The organism is Salinivibrio sp. SS3 (genome assembly GCF_001722105.1).
Classification (GTDB): Bacteria; Pseudomonadota; Gammaproteobacteria; order Enterobacterales; family Vibrionaceae; genus Salinivibrio; species Salinivibrio kushneri.
The window spans coordinates 42,270-67,595 of the sequence record NZ_MEBQ01000012.1 but is presented as its reverse complement, the minus strand read 5'-3'; the positions used below and the strand labels follow the sequence as shown (position 1 = coordinate 67,595).

The following is a 25,326-nucleotide window of genomic DNA, read 5'->3' as shown; positions in this document are numbered from 1 at the left end:
ATCACTTTTCAAGGGGTGAGGAGAGGATTTCAATCAAGGCTGGGCAAGGAATAGACTTGGCCCAGCCGATACAATGCAGCAGTGTTATTCCCAGTACCAAATGGCACAAGGTTCAACTCCGGCGCGTCGGAGCATATTACGGTCACGCTCTGCTTGACGCTTACGCGGGTAAGGACCCAATACTACGCGGTACCAGGTGCCTTTTTCCCCTTGGCTTATCTTGATTTGGCTTTCTAGCCCTTGAAAGGCAATGATCGCTTTACGCTCATTCGCCTGATCTTGACTGCGGTACGCGCCGCATTGCATCAGATAAGGACGCGTGGATTGTGGCAGTGCTTTGGCCTTCACTTCCACTTCTTTACTCTCCAGCTCCTCGATGTAACTCCATTTTTCTTCAGGCTTTTTAGGCAGATGTGCCTTATCGCTCTGCGCGGAAGGCTGAGGCTGTGCGTTTGTTGCCGGTTTAGGCGCGGGCGCGTCAGTGTTGCTCAATAGGTACAGGCCATAGCCAAACGCGCCAACCAAGCAGACAGCCAGTAACGCCCACTTTAATGGGAAACGAGCACGCGCTTTGGGTGGTTGCCGACGGGTATTTTTTTTACGCGGTGCTTTACCACGTTTTACGTAATCACGAGTTGCCACAGCAAATATTCAAATTCAAAAAGCCAGTAAAGCGTTCATGTTACTGGCTTCGACCCGTGCTGACCAGTCTTACTACCGAGACGGTGGGGCAACGCTCTCACGGATCACTAACTTGGCATCTAAAAGCCGTGATCCTGCGTTCACTTCACGCCCTTGTAAGGTGTTGAGCAGCATTAACATGGCCTGACGACCAATGTCATAGCGAGGTTGGGAGACGGTGGTCAGGGGAGGATCGCAATATTCCGCAAACTGGATGTCATCAAATCCGACAATCGAAATATCTTGCGGTACGCGCATGCCTAAGCGTTTGGCTTGTTGCATCGCGCCCACGGCCATCACGTCGCAATGACAGAAGACGGCGGTGGGTGGCTCGGGCAGGGAGAGTAGGTTGGTCATCGCCCGTGCCCCCGAGGCAAAGCTGAAATCCCCCACCACGCTGTAGGCTGGGTTGACGGTAATCCCCGCGCGCTGTAGCGCTTGCTGATAGCCTTGCGAGCGGAATTGTGTCAGTGCGGTTTCTGGTACCCCAGTAATATTGGCGATACGGGTGTGGCCGACTTGGGTGAGGTAATTGACCGCCTCAAACGCGGCAGTTAGGTTGTCGATATGCACCGTCGGCAGTTCAAGATCCGGGGCATACTCACAGGCCATCACCAGCGGGGGCAGGTTTTTCTGCTCGGGCTTACTCACATCAAAGGGCACATCGGCGCCCAGCAGTAGCATGCCGTCTGCCTGCTTGGTGAACACCAAGTTGACGAATGAGTTTTCGCGGTGGTGTTGTTGGGCACTATCACCGAGCAAAACCAGGTAACCGTGCTCCATCGCCGCTTCTTCGATCCCGCGGATGATCTCACTAAAGTAAGGATCGCAGATATCCGGGACGATAGCGACGATGGTTTTGGACTCGTTGCGGCGTAGATTACGCGCAAGTGAGTTAGGGGAATAGCCAGCTTCTACGACCGCTTGCTCAACCTTTTTACGGGTTGTGGCCGAGACCTTTTCAGGGTTCATCAGCGCGCGTGATACGGTTGCTGTAGATACACCGGCAATGTGGGCAACGTCCTTCATTGTCGCCATAATGACAGTCCTCTTGTTATCTGTATTGTGAGATCAGACAGTTATTAGCTCATCTGACCTGTTCTCTTAGCCAATTGCGGCCTTATTCTACCTAGCCTTGTCCGATTTAAACACGGACAAGCTAACACTTATTGCAATGAAAGTGTGATTGCTGTCGCTTTACTGCAAGGGAATATTAAGAAAGGTCTTGCGGCTCGACGTCTAATGACCATCTGACTTTACGTGACAGGGGGAGCTGTTGGATGGCCGGAAGTGCCACCTGGAGCCATTGCTGCATCACTTTTCGGCTGGGCGCTTGAATGAGGAGTTGCCACCGATAGCGACCCGCGCGTTTCGCCATCGCGGCGGGCATCGGCCCCATAATATGACATTCATCCTGTTGAACCGGTGAGGCAGCCAGTGTTTGACGGACTTGTTGTAAAAACTGCTGGACACTGTTTTCTTCATGCCCATCGGCGCGAAAGAGGCTAAGAAACGTGTAAGGCGGCAGCCATGCCTGACGCCGTTCATTTAACGCCGATTCGGCAAAGGCTTGATAGCCTTGGTGCACCAAAGATTGGATCAGGGCGTGATCTGGATGGTGGGTTTGTAATAACACAGTACCTGGTTTGCTGGCGCGGCCGGCGCGCCCGGCCACCTGAACCATCAATTGGGCTAAACGCTCAGGCGCGCGAAAATCATTGCTGAACAGCGCCCCGTCCACATCGACTAAGGCGACCAGGGTGACGTTAGGAAAGTGATGGCCTTTGGCGAGCATTTGCGTGCCCAGTAGAATTTGATACTCACCTTTTTCAATATCGGCCAAGTAACCTTCAAGGCTCCCTTTTCGCCGGGTATTATCGCGATCAATGCGAACGGTATTGTATTCGGGAAATAACTCGCCAAGCTGGGATTCGAGTTGCTCGGTGCCTACGCCAACACTAATCAACTGGGTAGAACCACAGTCGCCACATTGCGGGGGCACTCGTTTTTGGTGGCCGCAGTGATGGCAGCGTAACTCTTGGTGTCGCTGATGAAGGGTGTAGTAGGCATCACAGCGTTGGCAGTTCGCCAGCCAGCCACACTCATGGCACATCATCGCCGGCGCATAACCACGGCGATTTAAAAACAACATCACCTGATTGCCTTGTTGCAGGTGCTGGCGCATTTCGGCAATCAGTGGTGCGGATAAGCCGGCTTCCAGATGATGGCCTTTGATATCGAGTATCCCTTGCCGGGCGGTGACCGCATTACCAGGACGTTGAGTCAGTTTGAGGTACTGGTATTTACCGGTTTTTGCGTTATGCAAGCTCTCTAGAGACGGCGTGGCTGAGCCCAAGATCACCGGTACGTTTTCTTCATAACCCCGCATGACGGCCAGATCGCGGGCGTGATAACGAAAGCTATCTTGCTGTTTATAAGAGGGGTCGTGTTCCTCATCGATAATGATGATGCCAAGCTTTGCCATGGGGGTAAAAAGTGCAGAGCGGGTACCAATCACAATGGCTGCTTGGTTTTCGCGTGCGGCCAGCCAAGCGTTGAGACGGTCGGTATCGCTGAGCCCTGAATGCATCACGGTCACAGGGACAGCAAAGCGACGCTCAAAACGGCGAATGGTTTGTGGTGTCAGGCCAATTTCTGGCACCAAGATTAGCGCCTGCTGGCCGCGTGCGAGCACCGGTTCTAGCACATTGAGGTAAACCTCGGTTTTGCCTGAGCCTGTGATCCCCTCTAATAACGCGCAGGCAAAACCATCGCTGGCATTGAGGGTGGCAACCGCCATCGCTTGCTCGTGATTAAGCGTCGGCTTTTCTTCGGTGACCGCAAAGCTTTTTACCCAAGCATTGGCCTGAGAAGGGGGCGAGTAGGGCGCGATCCAGCCTTTTTCTGCCACTGTTTTTAGTACCGGCGCGCCGATGTCTTGTTCGATTAAGTCGGCTTGGGTGGCCGGGCCGTGAGTGAGCAGCTGCAACACTCGGGCTTGTTTGGGGGCGCGGCTCAGGCCTGATAGAGGTTGGTTTTGTCCTGATTCGGTAATTTGCCACCATTTTTGTTGCTGTAATGTCGCCGGGCGTCCTTTACGCAGCGAAGTCGGCATCACCGCCCCCATCGCATCGCCAAGCGGGTGATGGTAAAAGCGACTGGCCCACTGCAAAAGGTTATAAACGGCGGGGGTCCAGACCGGTTGCGCGTCGAGTACGGTATCAATTGCTTTGAGTTGGCTGGTTTCCACACTGGCCGTGGACGACAAGCCGGTAACGATGCCGACTTTATGCTGGCGTCCAAACGGCACCTTGACGCGCCCGCCGACGACCGGATGCTGATCGTCTGCGATACGGTAATCAAAGGTTTTCGGCAAAGGGACAGGCAACGCTACCTGAGCAAATTGTTCCATCACAACATCTTATTGGCCAGAAGGAATCTCAGTGTAACGGTTAGCCACACGTTGGCAAAGCCTTGATGCCTTTCAGCTGGCGCTATGATTGCACAAAAAAGTTGCGAAAAAGAGGGCGCTTGATTAGAATTGCGCGCCTTAGAAAATGTTTGTTAACGACGTGTGGTGCCCGGCTTAGGATCGGGAGAGCGACACGGCCTTCAAGATGAGGTTATCCCTATGAAAGCTGGTATCCATCCAGAGTACAAAGCCGTCACAGCAAAATGCTCTTGCGGTAACGAATTCGCGTTCAGCACAACTCTAGGCAAAGACATCTACCTAGACGTGTGTGACAAGTGTCACCCATTCTACACTGGTAAGCAGCGTATCCTTGATACCGGTGGCCGTGTTGACCGCTTTAAGAAGCGTTTCGGTGCCCTTAGCAGCAAAAAATAAGCCGCTATTGACCGAATACAGAGAAGGGACGCATCAGCGTCCCTTTTTTTGATCGTATCGTCCTTGTATTGGGGCAACAGGTCCGAGCATCATCGCGAATGCGTGTTAGCACTGGTGGACGTTTGCTCCCTGCGTTACCATCTTTATGCGAATGCAAACCTTCCCTGTGTGGTTTGTCGAGTGTCTGGCTAATATCGTTCACGCTTCCCTGGCGATATTGGTTATCTATCCCTTCACGATAATAATTAGGAACACTAGATGTCGGACGATAAACGCCAGCAAGCGCTGGATTATCATGCATACCCTACTCCCGGAAAAATTTCTGTTGAATTGAGCAAACCGGCCGACTCGGCCGCGGATCTCGCCCTAGCGTATAGTCCTGGCGTTGCTGAGCCGGTGCGAGAGATAGCGCAAGACGCGGATGCGGTTTACCGCTATACGGGTAAAGGCAACATGGTGGCGGTGATCTCAAACGGCACCGCGATTTTGGGATTGGGGAACTTAGGCCCCATGGCTTCTAAGCCCGTCATGGAAGGTAAAGCGTTATTATTCAAGCGTTTTGCCGGTTTGGACTCGATTGATATTGAAGTGAAACACCGCACTATTGATGAGTTCGTTGATACCGTGGCCAATATTGCTGACACCTTTGGCGGTATCAACCTCGAAGATATTAAAGCCCCTGATTGTTTTGAAATTGAAAAACAACTGATTGCACGGTGCGAAGTGCCTGTATTCCATGATGACCAACACGGTACTGCCATCGTGACTGCTGCCGGCATGCTTAACGCGCTCGAGCTACAAGGCAAAGATATCCGTGAGGCGACGGTGGTGTGCATGGGTGCTGGCGCGGCCGCGGTTGCCTGTATGGAGCTATTAATAAAATGTGGTGCGCAGCGAGAAAAAATCTATATGTTGGATCGTAAAGGCGTGATCCATACGCGCCGTGATGATATCAACAAATACAAGCAGCTGTTTGCCAATAACACCGATAAACGTACCCTCGAAGATGTGATTGAAGGCGCGGACATGTTCGTTGGCGTATCTGGCCCAGACTTACTCTCACCAGAGGCCTTGAAGCTGATGGCAGACAAGCCCGTGATATTTGCCTGCTCGAATCCGGATCCTGAAATCCACCCGGATGTGGCACATCAAGTCCGTGATGATCTGATCATGGGAACCGGGCGTTCGGATTACCCCAACCAGGTCAATAACGTACTCTGTTTCCCGTTTATTTTCCGTGGTGCATTGGATGTGCGTGCCAGTGAAATTAACAATGCGATGAAACTGGCCGCGGTCGAGGCCATTCGCAGTTTAGCCAAAGAGCCGGTGCCACAAACAGTATTAGACGCCGCCGGCTTGTCTTCGCTCAGCTTTGGTCCTGATTACATCATTCCCAAGCCCATGGACGCGCGTTTGTTGCCGAAAGTAGCACGTGCAGTGGCGCTGGCGGCCGTCGAAACCGGCGTAGCTCGTATCGAGATGCCAGAAAACTATATGATGTAGCGAGGCATGTTGCCATGCGCAAGTGGCAGACAGCACGATGCTGCAGGTAATGAAAAACCCGCCGGTTGGCGGGTTTTTTTAGTATTCGCTATCGTCGAATTCGATACCCAGCTCTTTCATGATCCGACGCGCTTCGGCGGGGATGCTGTCGGGTTTATCCTTACGGATATCGTCATCGGTTGGCAGAGGTTGACCGGTGTAGGCATGAAGAAATGCCTCACACAACAACTCGCTGTTGGTCGCGTGACGCAGGTTTTGCACCTGACGACGAGTGCGCTCATCAGTAAGAATTTTTAGTACTTTTAATGGGATAGAGACGGTGATCTTCTTTACCTGCTCTTTCTTTTTACCATGTTCGGCATACGGATTAATGTAGTCGCCGTTCCACTGCGCCATGTCTCACCTATCTTGATTAAGGAATACCCAGGATGATGCTGCGGAGATTTTAGCTATATTAACCGCCACATGCAAAGGAGTGTAGACGTCTAGAAGTGTTGACGTCCCAAAAAGCGACGGGTAAGGTGGCAGTATGACGCCTGGATCACGCCCACCATGCGCAAACCAGACTAGCAAGGACAGATCATGACTGAGAAAAAAACCGACACCATCGCCGTTCGCACTGGGATTGGCACCGACACCCAGCACCATGCGGTAGTGCCTCCCTTGTATTTATCGACCAATTACCGTTTCCCGGCTCTGGGGGATGTGCCTACCTACGACTACGCGCGAGGCGGCAACCCAACGCGTGCGCAGTTGGAACAAGCGCTGACTGACTTAGAGGGGGGCGCGGGTGCGGTAGTGACTAACTGTGGCATGTCGGCGATAAACTTGGTGTTATCTCTATTGGAGGCAGGCGATCATATCGTCGCCCCGCACGATTGTTATGGCGGCACCTATCGCTTGCTCGAATCACGCGCCAAACAAGGCATTTGGCAGGTGAGTTTTGTCGATCAATCCGACCATGAGGCGTTGGCGCAGGCATTGGCTAAGCAGCCCAAGTTGGTGCTGGTGGAAACTCCATCTAATCCACTTCTACGCGTGGTCGATATCGCAGAAATAAGCCAAAAGGCCCATCAAGTTGGGGCCCGGGTGGTGGTGGATAACACCTTTTTATCGCCCGCCTTGCAAAAGCCGTTTGCGCTGGGCGCGGATATGGTGGTCCATTCCACCACCAAGTTTATTAATGGTCACTCCGATATTGTCGGTGGCGTGGTGGTCGCGCGTACGGATGAATTGGCAGACACACTGGCTTGGTGGGGAAATTGCTTAGGGGCGACGGGCAATGCCTTTGACAGTTATATGACATTGCGAGGGTTGCGTACACTGGGCGCGCGCGTTAAACAACACCAGCACAACACTGAAGCGGTACTGAGCTACCTACAAACGGTGCCGGCGGTGCGGAAAATATACTATCCCGGGTTGGCCTCTCACCCTGGTCACCAAATTGCGGCGCGTCAGCAAGCGGGGTTTGGTAGCATGCTGAGCCTAGAGTTAGAGACCGACCAAGCCGGTGTGGCGCGGTTTATCGACGGCCTTTCGTTATTTGCTCTGGCCGAATCGCTAGGGGGCGTGGAAAGCTTGATCACTCACCCTGGCTCGATGACGCACCGAGCCATGAGTGACGCAGCGCAAGCAGAAGCCGGCATTTCGCCGACCTTATTACGCTTGTCGATTGGATTAGAAGATGCGCAAGATTTGGTCGCCGATTTGGCGAATGCTTTTGCCCGTTTAGGGGGCAACCCCCGATAGAGGCTGCGCCGCCGTGCGCGCCGTTTTACCGAGATTGATAGACATTAAGAGAGACCTTGCCATGCATGCGCAACCGATGGAAACGTCCCCAGAGTCACCACGCCAATTACACAAGTTTGGTGGCAGTAGCCTTGCGAGCCCTGATTGCTATCGCCGCGTGGTCGATGTATTGACCGCGCATGCGAGCCAGCAAGACTTGATCGTGGTATCTGCGGCAGGAAAAACCACTAACCAGCTGATCATGTGGTTGGCGCAATTAGACAAGGATGGACGAGTGGCGCATGAGACCTTGCAAACGGTGCGCGCCTTCCAGCAAGATTTGATTGAAAACTTGGTGGATGGAGAGACAAAACAACAGCTGGTGGATGCACTTTATGCGGATATTGCCACCATCGCGTCGCTGGGCGATAAGGGCGTGAGTGAAAATGACAAAGCTTACGTGCAAGGTTTTGGTGAGGTCTGGTCGGCGCGCCTGTTGGCCCAGTTATTGAAGCAGCATCAGCGTGCGGCGGTGATGTTAGACTCACGCCAGTGTTTGCGCGCCGAGCGCGCCGCTCAACCAGAAGTGGATCGGGGGGCGTCCTGGCCTTTGCTGCAAAATCAGCTTTCGCAGCATAGCGATATACATGTGGTGTTCACCGGGTTTATGGCACAAAACCAAGCGGGAGAGACGGTGCTGTTGGGGCGCAATGGCTCCGATTACTCGGCTACTGTCTTGGGGGCGCTGGCGGGCGTCAGCCGTGTGACTATTTGGAGTGATGTCGCCGGGGTGTATAGCGCCGATCCTCGCCATGTTGATAATGCCTGTTTGCTACCTTTGATTCGTCTTGACGAGGCCGGCGAGCTGGCGCGTCTGGCTGCCCCTGTGCTGCATAGCCGCACCTTACAGCCGGTAGCGCAAAGTGCCACCGACCTAACCTTGCGTTGCACCCAAGCGCCGGATAGCGGCTCAACACGTATTGAACGCGTATTAGCCACCGGGCGCGGGGCAAAAATCATTACGGCGTTGGATGAGGTAAGCTTACTCCAGTTTGATGTTGCGCGAGGACAAGACTTTCAGGCGATAAAGCAGGAGCTTAGTCGGATTTTGTCACAGCTGAAGGTGCAGCCACTGGCAACCGATTATCAAGACGATCAATACCGAATATTGTTGGCATTTACCACAGAAGTGGTGGCGTTGGTGATGGCGCAAATCCAAGATGCTGGCCTTTCGGCTGAACTCAAACTGCGTGAAGGCTTTACCATGGTGGCGGCCGTAGGAGCGGGCGTGGTGAACAATCCCGTCCATTGCCATGGCTTTTATCAACAATTGAAATCCCAACCGGTGGAGTTTATCAGTGAGTCTGCTTCCGGGCTGAGCATGGTGGCGATCCTTCGCCAAGTACATACTCAAGCCCTCGTCGCTAGCTTGCATGATGCCTTGTTTCAAGCCCAGCGCCGGATCGGTTTGGTGTTGGTGGGCAAAGGCAATATTGGTACCCGCTGGTTAAGCCTTTTTGCCGAGCAAAAAGCACACCTGGAAAAACGTCATGGCAAGGAAGTGTCATTGATCTCAGTGGTGGACAGTCGCAACCAGTGGCTTGATTTCGCCGGCATTGATGCCACGCAGGTATTAGAGGGTTTTGATGAGCGTTGCGAGCCTTATTTTGATGACGAGTGGCTCACCCGCCTACTTAATCACCCGTATGACGATGTGATTGTATTGGATGTCACCGCCAGTGCGTCATTAGCGTACTTATACCCGCGACTGGCAGAGCATGGCTTTCACTTAATCTCCGCGAATAAAGAAGCGGGGGCGGCGCCAGCCGAGCAGTATCACGCGATTCAGCAGGCGTTTAGCAAAACCGGGCGCCATTGGCTCTACAATGCGACCGTGGGCGCAGGGTTACCCATTAACTACGCGGTGCAAGATCTGCGTGAAAGTGGCGACACGATTGTTGCGCTGTCTGGGATCTTTTCTGGTACCTTGTCGTGGCTGTTCTTGCAATTTAGTGGAGAAGTGCCATTCAGCGTATTACTGGAACAAGCATGGCAGCAAGGGCTCACCGAGCCTGATCCGCGGGATGATCTGTCGGGTGCCGACGTGGTGCGTAAATTGGTGATTTTGGCACGCGAAGCGGGCATGTCGCTTGAGCCAGAGCAGGTCAAGGTCGAGTCCCTGGTGCCTAAATCACTGGCTGATCTGTCTTTGGATGCGTTTCTTGATCATGCCCACCAAATGGATGAACAACTACAAGAGCGATTAGACAAGGCGCATAAAAACCGGTCAGTGCTCCGCTATGTCGCGCGCTTAAATGCTGACGGTAAAGCGCAAGTGAGCCTAGAAACCTTACCCAGCGAGCACCCACTGGCTCATCTGTTGCCGTGCGATAATGTGTTTGCGATTGAAAGCCATTGGTATCGCGAGAATCCCTTGGTGATTCGTGGCCCTGGGGCGGGACGCAATGTCACGGCGGGCGCCATTCAATCCGACTTAAATCGCTTGATAAGTCGCCTTCACTAGTTTGCTCGTGGATAACCGTGATCAAGCTGTCTACGCGTTGCGGAGGCAGCTTTTTTTGTGTGAAACATGGACAATCTAGGCGCATTTTGGTGGCCGCGTCGTCTATCTTCATCATACCATGAGTATTTTTCATAGCCCGTATCGTTGACATTTTCATCGAATCACGACAATCTTTAGACATATGGACGTCTAAACGTATAAGTATAAAACACAGCAGATACAGTCATACTGAACAGCGCCGTTCGGTGTCAGGGAGAGGATATGAGCTACACGCACGCAGGCCACATTGATGCACTCAATCAGAATATTGCTGACTTAGATGGCGATATTAATGTCTCATTCGAGTTTTTTCCGCCCAGCACCCCAACCATGGAGGAGACGCTTTGGAACTCCGTGCATCGCTTAAAAGCGCTCAAACCTAAGTTCATGTCGGTGACCTATGGCGCCAACTCGGGTGAGCGTGATCGCACCCATGACATCGTGAAAAGCATTCATGATCAAACCGGTATCGCCGCGGCGCCCCATCTAACCTGCATTGATGCCACTGAAGATGAGCTTCGCCACATTGCCCGCGACTATTGGCAGAATGGCATCCGTGACATTGTGGCGTTACGCGGGGATTTACCCTCGCCAGAGAAAAAGCCGGATATGTATGCGGTGGACTTGGTGCGTTTGCTCAAAGAGGAGCATGACTTTGATATCTCGGTTGCCGCTTACCCTGAGGTACATCCAGAAGCGAAAAGCGCACAGGCGGATTTAATTAACCTTAAACGCAAAGTGGATGCGGGGGCCAGCCGTGCCATTACCCAGTTTTTCTTCGATGTTGAAAGCTATCTGCGCTTTCGTGACCGCTGTGTGGCCGCGGGGATTGATGTGGAGATTGTGCCGGGGATTTTGCCCGTCTCTAACTTCAAGCAGGCGTCACGCTTTGCCAAGATGACCAATGTGCGTGTGCCGCAGTGGATGCACAAACAGTATCAAGGATTGGAAGATGATCCCGTCACGCGCCAGATGGTGGGCGCCTCGATTGCGCTTGATATGGTGCGGGTGCTAAGCCGCGAAGGGGTGAAAGATTTTCACTTTTATACCCTTAACCGTGCGGAATTAACCTATGCCCTGTGTCATACCTTGGGGGTTCGCCCACTTGCGGTCACACCTTAAAAATACGCCCCGGTTATGTCGGGGCGTATTAGGTTGCGTGTTGTGTTTGTTGTATTGATTAAGCACTGGCCGCGAGCATAGTGAGTTCGTCGCGCACCTCCTGCGCCCAGGCCAACCAGGCGCGGCGTTGATGAATACTGCGTCGCAGTGCGAGGCGCATTAAACGTTGTTGTGAAGTCAGTAGTGTGACTTGGCCATATTCACGTTGTTCCAGTAGCGTATAGTGATTAAGTAGCTGCTGAGACTCGGCAATCAAGTTATTCACATGATCCAGCATGGGAGCGGGGTCGAGCACCTCACAACTGAGTAATCTTGCCACGTACTCGTCACGCGGTGGCGCTAACTTGGGCGTTTGAATAAACCACGCTTCTAGCATGTCGGTGCCAACAGGCGTGATGGCGTACACCTTTCTATCCGGTTTCCCGACTTGCGGTTCAAGCCGGTAGGTGACCGCACCTCGATCGGCGAGCTTATTGAGTTCACGATATACCTGTTGATGGCTGGCTTTCCACACATTACTGATGGTGGTGGAAAACGCCTTGGTAATATCATAACCCGTCGCCTCACAGTTGCTTAGCACTGTCAGTATTACATGGGGAAGTGACATCTCTTATATCCACAGTTTTGTTGGTACAACGATTGTTTAGCCCGGGAGCGGCTAGCCTTCTTTGGGCTATTTCGCCGTCGCCAAGGCTTGTTCTAAGTCGGCAATGATGTCATCGATATGCTCAATGCCGACACAAAGACGGATCATCTCGGGTGTCACCCCGGCTTTCGCTTGCTCTTGCTCGTTCAACTGGCGGTGCGTGGTCGAGGCGGGATGGCACGCCAGTGACTTGGCATCACCAATATTCACCAAGCGCTTGAAAAGATTCAGCGCATCATAAAATTTCACTCCCTCGTCAAAGCCGCCTTTTAAGCCGAATGACAGCAATGAGGCCGGCAGTCCACCGCGGATAAGCGACTTAGCACGTTGGTAATGAGGGTGATTGAGTTGACCGGCATAGTTGACCCACGCTACGGCCGGGTGATTGGCAAGGTAATCGGCCACGGCTTTGGCGTTCTCGCAATGGCGCTCCATACGTAGGCTTAAGGTTTCTAACCCCTGCATCAACATAAAAGCATTCATCGGCGAGAGGGCCGCGCCACTGTTACGTAGCGGCACTGTACGTGCGCGGGCAATAAACGCGGCTGGGCCAAAGGTCTCACTATAAACCACGCCGTGATAGGCCGGCTCCGGTTGTGAGAATTGCGGGAAGCGGGCTTGATGGGCCACCCAGTCAAAGGTGCCGCCATCGACAATTATACCGCCAAGGGTAGTGCCATGACCGCCAATGTACTTGGTGAGTGAGTGCACCACGATATCGGCACCATGCTCAATCGGTTTGCACAGAACAGGCGTGGCGACGGTATTATCGACGACCAAGGGGACCCCATGCGCGTGAGCGACCTTGGCAAAACCGGGGATATCCGCGATATTGCCGGCAGGGTTACCAATCGACTCGCAATAGACCGCTTTGGTGTTGTCATCAATCAGCGCCTCAATCGCACTGGCGTCGTCACTGGGGGCAAAACGTACTTCAATGCCTTGCTCGGGGAGCATATGGGCAAACAAGGTATAGGTGCCCCCGTAAAGCTGTGGTGTGGCGACGATGTTATCACCGGCCTTGGCGAGAGTTTGCATGGTATAGGTGATGGCGGCCGCACCAGCACTGACACAAAGCCCCGCGATACCGCCCTCTAATGCCGCCACCCGTTGCTCCAACACGTCGTTGGTCGGGTTCATTATCCGAGAGTAGATATTGCCTGGAACATCAAGGTTGAACAGGTCAGCACCGTGTTGGGCATTATCGAACTCGTAAGCGACGGTTTGATAGATAGGGGTGGCCACCGATTTGGTGGTGGGGTCGGTCTGGTAGCCGTGATGAATCGAGAGGGTTTCGTCTTTCATGGCAATTCCTTTGCGTTGTTGGGTCGCGTCAGTGCGACCTTTAATAGTAATAATATTATCAATGTAACAGCAAGCATTCGCTGACGCTTTAGCGAAAAAAAACGAGCAGCGGTCTCTGTGACACGACAAATCGATACAAAAACAAAAAAGCCGCACCCGAGGGTACGGCTTGACTAACAAGGATTAGCCGGTATTACGCAGGCCGGCGGCAATCCCCGCGATGGAGATCATCAAGGCATCGTCGAGCGATTGGTCCGGATCAGCTTGCTGACGCGTACGGTATAACAGCTCGGCTTGCAGCATATTGAGCGGCTCGACGTAAATATTACGTAAGCGAATCGCTTCCGCCCCCCACGGGTTTTGCTCCATCAGGTTATCGCTGTTTTCCACCGCCAGTACCACTTGGATATCTTGGCGCAACTGATCCCGCAAGGATTCACCCAACGGCCAGAGGCTTTCATCGACCAAGCGCTGATCATAGTACTTGGCAATATCGAGGTTGGTTTTGGTAAATACCATTTCCAGCATCCCAAGACGGGTGGAGAAAAACGGCCATTCGCGGCACATTTCTTCCAGCTGGGCTTTGTGGCCTTTTGCAATGGCGTGATCGATCGCTTGTCCAGCCCCCAGCCAAGCCGGCAGCAATAAACGATTTTGACTCCAGGCGAAAATCCAAGGAATCGCCCGCAAGCTCTCGACACCGCCATCGGGATTGCGTTTGGAAGGGCGCGACCCCAATGGCAGTTTGCCTAACTCAAGCTCCGGCGTGGTAGAGCGGAAGTAAGGCACAAATTGCTCATGACCACGCACCACATCACGATAGGCTTGGCAGGAGATGTCACTCAAGGTGTCCATCAGCTGACGCCATTCTTGCTTAGGCTCCGGCGGTGGCAGCAAGTTCGCTTCCAAAATCGCGCTAGTGTACAGGTTTAAGCTGTTAACGGCGACGTCGGGCAGCCCCAGCTTGAAGCGGATCATCTCCCCTTGCTCGGTCACCCGTAGGCCACCTTTTAGGCTGCGAGGAGGCTGTGAGAGCAAAGCCGCATGTGCGGGCGCCCCACCGCGACCCACGGTGCCACCGCGGCCATGGAAAAGGGTGAGATTAACTCCTTGCTCATCACATAAATTGACCAAGGCTTCCATGGCGCGATATTGCGCCCACCCGGCAGACATTACCCCAGCGTCTTTGGCGGAATCCGAATAACCGATCATCACCATTTGAACGTTCTGGGTAAAGCCACGGTACCAATCAATGGCTAGCAGCTCCCCAATCACTGCCTCGGCATTGTTCAGATCGTCCAAGGTTTCGAACAACGGACATACGTCCATACGGAACGAGCAGCCGGCTTCTTTCAGCAATAGATGCACGGCCAGCACGTCGGAGGCGGTGCGTGCCATGGAAATCACATAGGCACCCAAGGCTTCGCGCGGCTGTTCGGCGATCACGCGGCAGGTGTCGATCACCTCTTGTACCTCAGGTGACGGTGACCAATCACGTGGCAGCAACGGACGTTTAGACGCCAGCTCGCGGGTTAAGAAGGCTTGCTTGTCTTGCTCGCTCCATTGGGCGTAATCGCCCATCCCCAAATAACGGGTCACTTCTGAGAGCACATCGGCATGGCGGGTGCTTTCTTGGCGAATATCGAGCTTGATCAGGTGTACACCAAAACATTGCACGCAGCGAAGCACATCAAGCAACTTGCCGTCGGCAATAATGCCCATGCCACAGTGGTGGAGAGACTGGTAACACGCCAGTAATGGTTGCCACAACTGCTGGGTGTCGGTCAGGATCCCTTGTGAGGAGGCGCGCTCGCCTTTCAGTTTGGCGTCCAAATAGCTCAGGGTGTGAGTTAGCTGACTGCGCAAGGTTTTGAGGATAGCGCGATACGGTTCGTGTGCCTCGCCGGCCATCTCACGCACAGTGTCATCACACTGGGTCATTGACAGTTCACTGATCAAATCCTGGACATCGCGCAAATACAAATCCGCCGCTTTCCAGCGTGATAACAGCATCACTTCACGGGTGACCTCGCTGGTGACATACGGGTTACCGTCGCGATCTCCACCCATCCACGAGGAAATTTGTACTGGCTTGGCATCAATGGGCAAGTTGATATCGAGATGGCTTGCAAGCTGCTGATCAAATTGGCGTAAAAACGCCGGCACCGCTTGCCACAGTGAATTTTCAATCACCGCGAAGCCCCACTTGGCTTCATCAAGCGGGGTAGGTCGGTCTTGGCGGATCACATCGGTGTGCCAGGCTTGCGCAATCAACTGCTCGAGACGTTTCTCGGTTTTGGCGCGCTCTGCCGCCCCCAAATGTTCACTGAGCTCTAATTTCGATAAACATTTATTAATCTGCACCAAGTTATGAATGGTGGTACGGCGTGCGATTTCGGTCGGGTGAGCGGTCAGGACTAACTCAATTTTTAAATCGGCGATCGCTTGTTGCGCGTCATTGGCATTAATCTCACCTTGGCTGACACGGCGGAGTAAATCGTCGATAGCATCCGGGCTGCACTCCAGCGCGTCGCATTGACGCGAGACGGTGTGATATTGCTCGGCGATATTAGTCAGATTCAAAAATTGGCTAAAGGCGCGGGCGACCGGAAGCAGTTGGTCAGCCGGCAAGTTTTGCAGCACGGTTTTCAGCTTAGCATGATCGTCCTGATTGCCAGCGGCAGCCGATTTTGAGAGCTGACGAATTTCCTCAACTTTTTCTAAGAGTGCGGGGCCATGGGCATCTTGGATGGTGTTACCCAGCAGGCGGCCAAGCATACTGACATTGCTTTTTAAGGCAGAGTACTTTTCGTTCATAGCGTATCCATTCTGTAACAAAGTTACATCCTACTGTGACTGTAAAGAACCAATCTAGCGAATATTGCGCGATCGGGTCAACTTAACCGCAAATTAGCGCGAAAACTGGCCGCCGGATTTGATGCTTATCATAGAGCCACCCCAAAAGCTGAAAAAAAGTTTCAGCTTTCAGGTTTGCCAGTCTTCCGAGGGCTTCTCCGCGCCCGCCATATCGCGACTTTCTCGTGAATAGCGTCAGTGTCATTTGCATGGTTAGATGGAATTATTGCTCTAATATGAATGAATAGACATTAAAAGTGATTTTTTACGCTTTTTGGGGTTGACGGCCAAACGGGAATGCGATAAAAAATAACCATTCACTATTTATGAATAAAAATATTTTTGAGAGTTGACCATGATGCCACTCGCTGCCAAACACAACGCCCTTTCTGCTCGACGACGCTAGCCTGCTTTGCGTGGCTATCGGCTACGCCCTCGATCCTCTGCTGCCCCGCAGCACGCCTTAAACACCCATAAAGAGAGACACCCATGACACTCAACACCATTATTGTCGGTGCCAGTGGCTACACAGGAGCCGAGCTTGTTGCCCTTGTCCATCGCCATCCGCAATTGCACTTGGCCGGTTTATATGTCTCGGCAGGCAGTGAAGACGCTAATCGCCCTGTGAGCGCGTTGCACGGCCAACTGCGTGGCGTGGTGGATAGGCCACTGATGCCGTTGTCCTCGCCACAGGATGTCGCTAAGCAAGCCGATGTGGTGTTTTTAGCCACCGCGCACGCGGTCAGTCATGACTTGGCGCCGATGTTTCTGGCTCAAGGTTGCGTGGTGTTTGATTTGTCGGGGGCGTATCGGGTCAATCAAGCCGATTTTTATCCTGCCCATTACGGCTTTGCGCACCAATCACCGACATGGCTTGAGCAAGCCGTGTATGGCTTGGCGGAGTGGCAACAGGAAGCATTATCGGCAGCACAGCTGGTCGCTGTGCCGGGATGCTATCCCACCGCCAGTCAATTAGCGCTCAAACCTGTGCTAGATGCAGGCTTGTTGGATAAACAAATGTGGCCGGTGATCAATGCCACCAGCGGCGTGACGGGTGCGGGGCGCAAAGCGAGCCTGACCAACAGTTTTTGCGAAGTGAGCCTGCATGCCTACGGGGTGTTTTCTCATCGTCATCAGCCAGAAATTGCCGCACACCTCGATACGCCGGTGATTTTCACCCCGCACCTTGGCAGCTACAAGCGCGGCATTCTTGCCACCATTACCGCCAAATTAGCCCCAGGTGTCAGTGAGGCCGAGGTGGGGCAGGCACTCTCTCACGCCTATCAAGAGGCGCCGCTGGTACGGGTGCTCCCAGCCGGCGAGGTGGCCAAGCTACAAGCGGTGCAATACACCGGCTTTTGCGATATTGGTTATCAGGCCGCGCATGGGCACCTGATCCTCACCAGTGCGATTGATAATTTACTCAAAGGCGCGGCCAGCCAAGCCGTGCAGTGTTTAAACCTCAAGTTTGGCTTTGCCGAAACCACAGCGATTGTCTAGGAGAAACGGATGAAAACGCCATTAGTGATTAAATTAGGTGGCGCGGCACTGAGCTGCAGCGAGACTCTCGCCAAGGTTTTCGGCGCGATCAACACCTATCGCAGTGAGGCTGAGCGCCCTTTAGTGCTGGTGCACGGTGGCGGCTACTTGGTCGATGAGCTACTCAAAAAGCTCGCCCTCACCAGTGTGAAAAAACAAGGCTTGCGGGTCACGCCGGCCGACCAGATTGATTATGTCACCGGTGCCCTCGCCGGGACGGCGAATAAGCTGCTGTTAGCCGAAGCGCGTAAGGCGAAGATTAAAAGCTGTGGCTTGAGCTTGGCCGATGGCGGCTTGTGTCAGGTCAGCCAGCTGGACCCTGAACTAGGTGCTGTGGGTGAAGCTAGCGCCGGTGATCCTAGCCTGCTACAGGCGGTATTGGCCGCGGATTGTGTCCCCATTATTAGCTCGATTGGCATCAGTGACCAAGGTGAGCTGATGAACGTCAATGCCGACCAAGCGGCGGTGGCGGTGGCAACCACGCTAGGCGCTGAGCTGGTGTTGCTGTCAGATGTCAGCGGTGTGTTAGACGGCAAAGGCCACTTACTGCCTTGCCTCACCGAGTTAGATGCGCAGCACTTGATGGAAAAAGGCGTGATCACCGATGGCATGGTGGTCAAGGTCAACGCGGCGTTTGCCGCCGCCCGCGAATTAGGTAAACCGGTAGAGATTGCCACCTGGCGTTATCCAGAAAAACTCACGCAATTATTCGATGGCCAGCAAATCGGTACCCGGTTTAGCGCCAGTTAATAAGACGTATAACGACGCGACGACACCGTCGATTTAGGATTTAAGGAGAGCAAGATGAGCAAGGTAAATAAAGTGGTACTGGCCTATTCGGGTGGATTGGATACCTCGGCCATCATTCCATGGCTAAAAGAAAACTACGACTGTGAGGTGGTGGCTTTTGTTGCCGACGTCGGTCAAGGCGAACAAGAGCTCGAAGGCATTGAGCAAAAAGCGCTCGCCTCTGGGGCATCACAGTGTTTTATCGCCGATCTGAAACACGAAATGGTGGCAGATTATATTTACCCTAGCCTAAAAACCGGTGCGGTATATGAAGGTAAATATCTACTAGGCACCTCGATGGCGCGTCCTATCATTGCCAAAGCGCAGGTCGCGTGCGCCCTTGAGGTCGGCGCGGATGCGCTTTGCCACGGCTGTACCGGCAAGGGGAACGATCAAGTCCGTTTTGAGAGCACCTTCTCCGCGCTGGCGCCGCAGCTGAAAGTGATTGCGCCTTGGCGTGAGTGGGATCTCACCAGTCGTGAAGCCCTGCTCGATTACTTGGCCGCCCGTGATATTCCTTGCACGGCGAGCCTTGAGAAAATTTATTCACGTGATGCCAATGCTTGGCATGTCTCAACCGAAGGCGGCGTGTTAGAAGATACCTGGACGGCGGCCAACCAAGATTGCTGGGTATGGACTGTCGCGCCGGAAGAGGCGCCCAATACGCCCGAGTTTGTCACCTTGGGAGTACAAAGCGGGGAAGTGGTCTCGGTCGATGGTGAATCCATGTCGCCTTATGACGTGCTAACGCTATTGAATGACAAAGGTGCCGAACATGGCGTGGGACGGATTGATATCGTTGAGAACCGTTTGGTGGGGATGAAATCCCGCGGCTGCTATGAAACTCCGGGTGGCACTATCATCATGGAAGCGTTGCGTGGCGTTGAACAACTGGTGCTGGATAAAGAGAGTTATCAGTTCCGTGAGGAGCTCGGTTTAAAAGCCTCTCACCTGATTTATGATGGGCGTTGGTTTACGCCACTTTGCCAGTCGATTGTTGCCGCGGCCAATTCTCTTGCCGCGCCGGTAACGGGCGAGGTGGTGATCAAGCTCTATAAAGGGCAAGCGACGGTGGTACAAAAGCGCTCGACCAATAGCTTGTACTCGGAAGACTTTGCCACCTTTGGGGATGATGATGTCTACGATCACAGCCATGCCGAAGGCTTTATCCGTTTGTATTCGCTGTCGAGCCGGATTCGTACGCTGAACAAACAAAAACAATCCTAATTAAAAAAGCATCGTGAGCAGTAAGGAGAGACAGCATGGCATTATGGGGCGGACGCTTTAGTCAGGCAGCCGACAAACGGTTTCAAGCGTTTAACGATTCACTGCGCTTTGACTATCGCCTAGCAGAGCAAGACATTGTGGGCTCCATTGCTTGGTCGAAAGCCTTGCGTTCAGTGGGCGTGCTGAGTGATGACGAGCAACAGCAATTGGAGCTGGCGCTCAATGAGCTCAAGCTGTCGGTGATGGAAAACCCTGAGCAGATCTTAAACTCAGACGCCGAAGATATTCACAGCTGGGTCGAGCAGCAACTGATCGATAAAGTCGGGGATTTGGGCAAAAAGCTGCATACCGGACGCTCGCGCAACGATCAGGTGGCCACGGATCTTAAACTCTGGTGTCGGCAACAAGGCCAGCAAATCTTGCTGTCTCTCGACAAGCTTCAGCAGCAGCTGGTGGATGTGGCCAGCCAACACCATGATACCGTGTTGCCCGGCTATACCCACTTACAGCGTGCACAGCCGGTGACCTTTGCCCATTGGTGTTTGGCCTATCTCGAGATGTTTGAGCGCGACACTACCCGCTTAAAAGATGCACTTAATCGTCTGGATACCTGCCCGTTAGGATCTGGGGCGCTGGCAGGCACCGCGTACCCGATTGACCGCGATGCCTTGGCACAAAATCTGGGATTTAAACGCGCCACCCGTAATAGTTTGGATTCGGTCTCAGACCGAGACCATGTGATGGAGATGATGTCCGCCGCGTCTATGTCGATGCTGCATCTCTCACGGATGGCCGAAGATATGATCTTCTACAATTCGGGCGAGTCCGGGTTTATCGAGCTGGCGGATACGGTGACGTCAGGCTCGTCGCTGATGCCACAAAAGAAAAACCCCGATGCGCTAGAGTTGATACGTGGCCGAACGGGGCGGGTGTACGGTGCTTTGTCGGCGATGATGATGACGGTCAAAGCGTTGCCGCTTGCTTACAACAAGGACATGCAAGAAGACAAGGAAGGACTTTTCGATGCCATGGACACCTGGCATGATTGTTTGGACATGGCCGCCTTGTGTTTTGAAGGTATTACCATTCACAAAGACAAAACCTTGCAAGCGGCGCAGCAAGGTCATGCCAATGCGACCGAGTTGGCCGATTATTTGGTGAGCAAAGGGATCCCGTTTCGTGAAGCGCACCATATTGTGGGTGTGGCGGTGGTGTCCGCTATTGAGCAAGGCTGTGGACTGGAAGATCTACCGCTCGCCACCTTGCAGCAATTCTCACCGGTGATTGAAGACGATGTGTATGCCATGCTCACGATTGAATCCTGCTTGGCCCAACGTCGTGCGCTCGGTGGGGTTGCGCCCGAGCAGGTTAGCTTTGCCATTCAAGAAGCGCAAAAGCGTTTGGATAAGCGCTTTACCCCCAAAGTCACGGTGCGCTCAGCGCGGCTGACGGATCTCGATACCATCGAAGGCATGGTGGTGTATTGGGCGAAGTTGGGGGAGAACTTACCTCGCGACCGCCATGAATTGGTGCGTAATATCGGCCTGTTTGCGGTATCCGAGCATCAAGGGGACTTGACCGGTTGCGGCTCGCTGTATATTTACGACTCAGGGCTGGCAGAAATTCGCTCTTTGGGAATCGAAGCTGGCTGGCAGCGCCAAGGTCACGGTACGGCGTTGATGATGCACTTGATTAAAAAAGCCAAGCAAATGGCGATTGAGCAAGTTTTTGTCCTCACCCGAGTGCCAGAGTTTTTCACCCAATTAGGCTTTACCCCAGTGTCAAAATCGCAACTGCCTGAGAAAGTTATGAAAGATTGTGAAATCTGTCCTCGCTTCCACGCCTGTGACGAAGTGGCGCTAACTTATAACATTGCTGGGCCAGCCACGATCTCGACCTTCTCTACGTTGGAGTAGGGTGACATCGTCCATTGCCTGACGATATCAGCGTCGTCGTTATCCCTCCCTAAGGCTGCGTGCTGACTAAGTCGCAGCTTTTTTGTGTATTCGTCATAAAAATTTCATCAAAATGAGCCGCTTACAAATTGTTACATTGTACGGTTTGTCACAGAAGCGTCACGCGTAATGATCATCATGCCCGCGTTTTCTCGTTAATAATGGAGATTTTGTGGTGAAGACAATTCTTACGGCCGCGGTGGCCTCAGCCTTATTAGTGGCAACTGCACACGCGGCAGTGCCTCAGCAAAACGATGTCTGGTATCAAGACGCGCAAGCGGCATTGGCGGCCGCTAAAGCTAACCCACCTATCACGGGCAAAGCCAAAAATGTGATCCTCTTTGTCGGCGACGGCATGAGCGTGGGGACAATCACAGCGGCGCGGATTTATCAGGGCCAGCAGCAGGGGCAAACCGGTGAGGAAAATCGCCTTGGCATGGAAAGCCTGCCGCATGTTGCGCTAGCCAAAACCTATAATACCGACATGCAAACCCCTGACTCGGCTGGGACCGCGACGGCCATGGTCACTGGGGTGAAAACCAAAGCCGGGATCATCAGTGTTGACGATAACGTTCAGCGTGGTTTTTGTAGCACCGCAAAAGGTAACGAAGCGAAAACCCTATTTGAAATGGCGGGCGAGAAGGGCAAAGCATTAGGTTTGATCTCAACCGCCCGTTTAACCCACGCCACCCCAGCCACCACTTATGCGCACAGTGCGGAGCGCAATTGGGAAAACGATAGCAAGTTGCCCAACATTGCCAAAAACCAAGGCTGCACCGACATTGCCAGCCAGTTTGTCGACTTTGATGCTGGAGAGGGGTTTCAGGTGGCCTTCGGTGGCGGACGGCGTGAATTTATTCCTGCCGATAGCGTCGATCCTGAGGGCAAAAAGGGCAAGCGTAAAGATGGACGCAACTTGATTGAGGCATGGCAAACCCGCCACCCTGATGGCCAATACATTTTCGATAAATCCGGTTTTGATGCCATCGATCCGGCGACCACTTCACGCGTGTTTGGTTTGTTTGAAAGTAGCCACATGAAATATGAAGCGGATCGCCGTGAAAGCCAAGATGAGCCGTCATTGTCGCAAATGACCAGCAAGGCGATTGATATGCTTAGCCGCAACAAAGACGGCTATGTGATGATGGTGGAAGCCGGACGTATCGATCACGCTCACCATGCGGGCAACGCCGCGCGAGCGTTAGAAGATACGCTGGCTTACGATGATGCCATTCAAGTGGCATTAGCGAAAACCAACCCAGAAGACACTCTGGTTATCGTTACCGCGGACCACGCTCACACCATGGTGATGAACGGCTATGCGGAGCGGGGCAATCCCATTCTCGGCCTGTCACGTCAAAAAGGACGCTTGAATCAGGATGACTTTGGTAAAACCTATACCACCATCACCTATGGCAACGGCCCGGGGGCGGTCAAAGGTGAGCGGGAAAACTTGCAAGAAGGGCAGGTGCGTAAGCTGGATTACAAACAGCAATCCTTGATTAAACTCGGTTCGGAAACCCACTCTGGTGAAGATGTGGCCATCATGGCACGTGGGCCGATGGCGTGGTTATTCCAAGGGGCCGTGGAGCAAAACTATATTTTCCATGTGATTAACGAAGCCACGGATCTGGCTGATTAATCATCTGGTGTGTCTGACGACCCGTGCTTCGGCGCGGGTTTTTTATTGCGCCGAAATGGATAAATCAATAAATGAAGCATGAGCAAGGCGCTGGCACTGCCGGCGGCGAACAACAAGGCAATCGACTCCACTTGTCGTGGTGTGTCGGCATAGGCCCACCACCAAAGCGGCCAAAGTATGGCAGACATGATAGCAAGTTGGGCCATACAGCGCGTGCAGCGTCCCAGCTTCTGCTTCCAAATGCTAGATTGACAGTATTTGCAAGCCATGTGGTTTCTCTTGGTCGGTAACGGCGATAGCTTATTGTGACGCAGTGAACCGCGGGATACAAAAAAGCCCTCCGCGAAGGAGGGCAAAGGTAAGCAAGTGCTTGGGGAAGCAACAGGCAGTGCCTGTAAAGCGCCGAACGTCGGCGAAAAGGGCAGTGGATTAGCAGCCAGGGCCGCAGTCCATGCAGTGTTTGATCATTTCAGGACCGAGCTTGAGCTTGGCATTCACATCTCGCAGCGCGGTGCGCACGCCTTCTTCAATCACTGGGTGATAGAAGGGCATATCCAACATTTGCGAAATGGTCATTTGGTTTTGATGTGCCCATGCCAACAAGTGAGCCAAGTGCTCGGCGTTCGGGCCAATCATTTCAGCGCCCAAGAAACGGCCAGTGCCTTGTTCGGCATAAACGTGTAACAAGCCTTTGTTGCGCAGCATCACCCGTGAGCGGCCTTGCCCTTCAAAAGAGACCACGCCGGTTTCAAAGCAGCCGCAGGGGCCGAGACGGTCGGTAATTGCTTTGTAGCTTTCGCCCACCATCGCAATTTGCGGGTCAGAGAAGACCGCAGAGAGCTTGCTGCGGCGCAATCCAGCACGAATATCTTTACCGCGCCCCGCGTTGTCACCAGCAATGCGCGCTTGGTCAGCCGCTTCGTGCAGCAACGGAATTTGATTACTGGCGTCGCCGGCAATAAAAATGTGCGCTGCCGTGGTTTGCAGGGTATAACTATCGGCAACCGGCACCCCGCGGGCATCCACTTTGATGCTGGTCGCGTCAAGGTTAAGTTTGTCGACATTGGGGCGACGACCGGTGGCGGCAACCACATAGTCGACCCAACGCAATTGGCTCTCGCCCTCTTTATCACGGTAACGGATTTGCACCTTATCGCCTTCACGTACCATCTCTTCCACCTTGGCATCGGCGTCGAGATAAAACTCCTCGCTGAAGGTCTTATCCGCATATGCCATGATATCTGGATCGGTGAGGGGGCCCACTTGGCCGCCGACGCCAAACATAGTCATCTCGACCCCGAGGCGATGCAGCGCTTGACCCAGTTCAAGGCCAATCACACCTGGGCCAAATACCGCAACCGAGTCAGGCAGATCGTCCCATTCAAAAATATCATCATTGACCACTAAACGATCACCAAGGTGATCCCAAGCAGACGGCCAGCTTGGTCGCGAGCCTGTCGCAATCACGATGCGATCAGCATGGATACTAGTATGATCGTCGACCATTAAGGTGTGATCATCGATAAAACGCGCATAGCCGTCGATTTTGTCTTGGGCGGGGATATCGTCGACACTTTCCAGTACAAAGCCGACAAAACGGTCACGCTCGCGTTTCACTCGATCCATCACCTCACGGCCATTAATGTCCGTGGTGCCGCCGGGATACACACCGAAGCCGGGCGCTTTGTCGATATGATGCGCCGCTTCAGCCGCCGCAATTAACAGTTTGGATGGCATGCAGCCAACCCGTGCACAGGTGGTGCCATAAGGGCCGCCTTCAATCATCACCACGTTATCCGTATGCGCTTTGGCTGCGCGATAAGCACCGAGCCCGGCGGTCCCGCCACCAATCACAGCCACATCAACCGTTAATGTTTTCATTGCTTTCTCCTGGGGAAATAACGGGCGGCAACAATGCCGCCC

At 53.4% G+C, this 25,326-nt stretch carries 18 protein-coding genes and 1 pseudogene; 10 read left to right on the top strand and 9 right to left on the bottom strand.

Annotated elements, in window-relative coordinates; all coding sequences use genetic code 11:
- Window positions 1-84: 84 nt before the first annotated feature.
- From BGL48_RS06420 to priA, 3 genes and pseudogenes are all read right to left on the bottom strand, one after another.
- Window positions 85-642 (bottom strand): SPOR domain-containing protein, encoded by a 558-nt coding sequence (locus tag BGL48_RS06420; RefSeq protein ID WP_069361882.1) that lies wholly within the window; start codon window positions 640-642, stop codon window positions 85-87.
- 72 nt (window positions 643-714) lie between these two features.
- A pseudogene (gene cytR, locus BGL48_RS06415) lies at window positions 715-1,725 on the bottom strand (DNA-binding transcriptional regulator CytR); the annotation flags it as partial.
- Window positions 1,726-1,894: 169 nt separating this feature from the next.
- Window positions 1,895-4,096: a primosomal protein N' gene (gene priA / locus BGL48_RS06410; RefSeq protein WP_069361880.1), complete on the bottom strand. Its 2,202-nt coding sequence runs from the start codon at window positions 4,094-4,096 to the stop codon at window positions 1,895-1,897.
- A 216-nt stretch (window positions 4,097-4,312) separates the two neighbouring features.
- On the opposite strand from priA, the gene rpmE reads away from it, so the two are divergent.
- Both rpmE and BGL48_RS06400 read left to right on the top strand, forming a co-directional pair.
- Complete coding sequence (rpmE, locus tag BGL48_RS06405; RefSeq protein ID WP_046074736.1) at window positions 4,313-4,528, top strand: 50S ribosomal protein L31; 216 nt, start codon at window positions 4,313-4,315, stop codon at window positions 4,526-4,528.
- Between the two features lie 258 nt (window positions 4,529-4,786).
- A complete protein-coding gene (locus BGL48_RS06400; RefSeq protein ID WP_069361879.1) occupies window positions 4,787-6,031 on the top strand; it encodes a malic enzyme-like NAD(P)-binding protein in 1,245 nt (414 codons plus the stop codon).
- Window positions 6,032-6,109: 78 nt separating this feature from the next.
- Here the strand turns inward: BGL48_RS06400 and metJ are convergent, their stop codons facing one another.
- The gene (gene metJ, locus BGL48_RS06395) at window positions 6,110-6,427 is read right to left on the bottom strand and encodes a met regulon transcriptional regulator MetJ (RefSeq protein ID WP_069361878.1); all 318 of its coding nucleotides are present in this window, start codon (window positions 6,425-6,427) and stop codon (window positions 6,110-6,112) included.
- Window positions 6,428-6,613: 186 nt separating this feature from the next.
- On the opposite strand from metJ, the gene metB reads away from it, so the two are divergent.
- The 3 genes from metB (at window position 6,614) to metF (ending at window position 11,444) form a co-directional block, all read left to right on the top strand.
- A complete protein-coding gene (gene metB, locus BGL48_RS06390) occupies window positions 6,614-7,780 on the top strand; it encodes a cystathionine gamma-synthase (RefSeq protein ID WP_069361877.1) in 1,167 nt (388 codons plus the stop codon).
- A gap of 61 nt (window positions 7,781-7,841) precedes the next feature.
- Window positions 7,842-10,283, top strand: coding sequence for a bifunctional aspartate kinase/homoserine dehydrogenase II (locus tag BGL48_RS06385; protein ID WP_069361876.1), 2,442 nt, complete (start codon window positions 7,842-7,844; stop codon window positions 10,281-10,283).
- A gap of 261 nt (window positions 10,284-10,544) precedes the next feature.
- Entirely contained in the window at window positions 10,545-11,444 is a 900-nt protein-coding gene (metF, locus tag BGL48_RS06380; RefSeq protein ID WP_069361875.1) for a methylenetetrahydrofolate reductase, read from the top strand.
- A gap of 58 nt (window positions 11,445-11,502) precedes the next feature.
- Here metF and BGL48_RS06375 read toward each other — a convergent pair whose 3' ends face one another.
- From BGL48_RS06375 to ppc, 3 genes are all read right to left on the bottom strand, one after another.
- Entirely contained in the window at window positions 11,503-12,051 is a 549-nt protein-coding gene (locus BGL48_RS06375) for a PadR family transcriptional regulator (RefSeq protein ID WP_069361874.1), read from the bottom strand.
- Between the two features lie 66 nt (window positions 12,052-12,117).
- Entirely contained in the window at window positions 12,118-13,395 is a 1,278-nt protein-coding gene (locus BGL48_RS06370; protein WP_069361873.1) for an O-acetylhomoserine aminocarboxypropyltransferase/cysteine synthase family protein, read from the bottom strand.
- 183 nt (window positions 13,396-13,578) lie between these two features.
- Window positions 13,579-16,212: a phosphoenolpyruvate carboxylase gene (gene ppc, locus BGL48_RS06365; protein ID WP_069361872.1), complete on the bottom strand. Its 2,634-nt coding sequence runs from the start codon at window positions 16,210-16,212 to the stop codon at window positions 13,579-13,581.
- Window positions 16,213-16,740: 528 nt separating this feature from the next.
- On the opposite strand from ppc, the gene argC reads away from it, so the two are divergent.
- From argC to BGL48_RS06340, 5 genes are all read left to right on the top strand, one after another.
- Window positions 16,741-17,751, top strand: a complete 1,011-nt coding sequence (argC, locus tag BGL48_RS06360) for an N-acetyl-gamma-glutamyl-phosphate reductase (RefSeq protein WP_069361871.1) — start codon at window positions 16,741-16,743, stop codon at window positions 17,749-17,751.
- A gap of 9 nt (window positions 17,752-17,760) precedes the next feature.
- On the top strand, window positions 17,761-18,540 hold the full coding sequence (gene argB / locus BGL48_RS06355; RefSeq protein ID WP_069361870.1) for an acetylglutamate kinase: 780 nt from the start codon (window positions 17,761-17,763) through the stop codon (window positions 18,538-18,540).
- Window positions 18,541-18,594: 54 nt separating this feature from the next.
- Window positions 18,595-19,806, top strand: coding sequence for an argininosuccinate synthase (locus tag BGL48_RS06350; RefSeq protein WP_069361869.1), 1,212 nt, complete (start codon window positions 18,595-18,597; stop codon window positions 19,804-19,806).
- Between the two features lie 35 nt (window positions 19,807-19,841).
- On the top strand, window positions 19,842-21,722 hold the full coding sequence (gene argH, locus BGL48_RS06345; RefSeq protein WP_069361868.1) for an argininosuccinate lyase: 1,881 nt from the start codon (window positions 19,842-19,844) through the stop codon (window positions 21,720-21,722).
- Between the two features lie 214 nt (window positions 21,723-21,936).
- A complete protein-coding gene (locus BGL48_RS06340) occupies window positions 21,937-23,403 on the top strand; it encodes an alkaline phosphatase (protein ID WP_141698065.1) in 1,467 nt (488 codons plus the stop codon).
- Here the strand turns inward: BGL48_RS06340 and BGL48_RS06335 are convergent.
- Together BGL48_RS06335 and BGL48_RS06330 are read right to left on the bottom strand one after the other, a co-directional pair.
- Entirely contained in the window at window positions 23,400-23,672 is a 273-nt protein-coding gene (locus tag BGL48_RS06335) for a DUF3624 domain-containing protein (RefSeq protein ID WP_069361866.1), read from the bottom strand. The genes BGL48_RS06340 and BGL48_RS06335 overlap by 4 nt on opposite strands.
- A gap of 160 nt (window positions 23,673-23,832) precedes the next feature.
- Window positions 23,833-25,284, bottom strand: coding sequence for a dihydrolipoyl dehydrogenase (locus BGL48_RS06330; RefSeq protein WP_069361865.1), 1,452 nt, complete (start codon window positions 25,282-25,284; stop codon window positions 23,833-23,835).
- Window positions 25,285-25,326 lie beyond the last annotated feature (42 nt).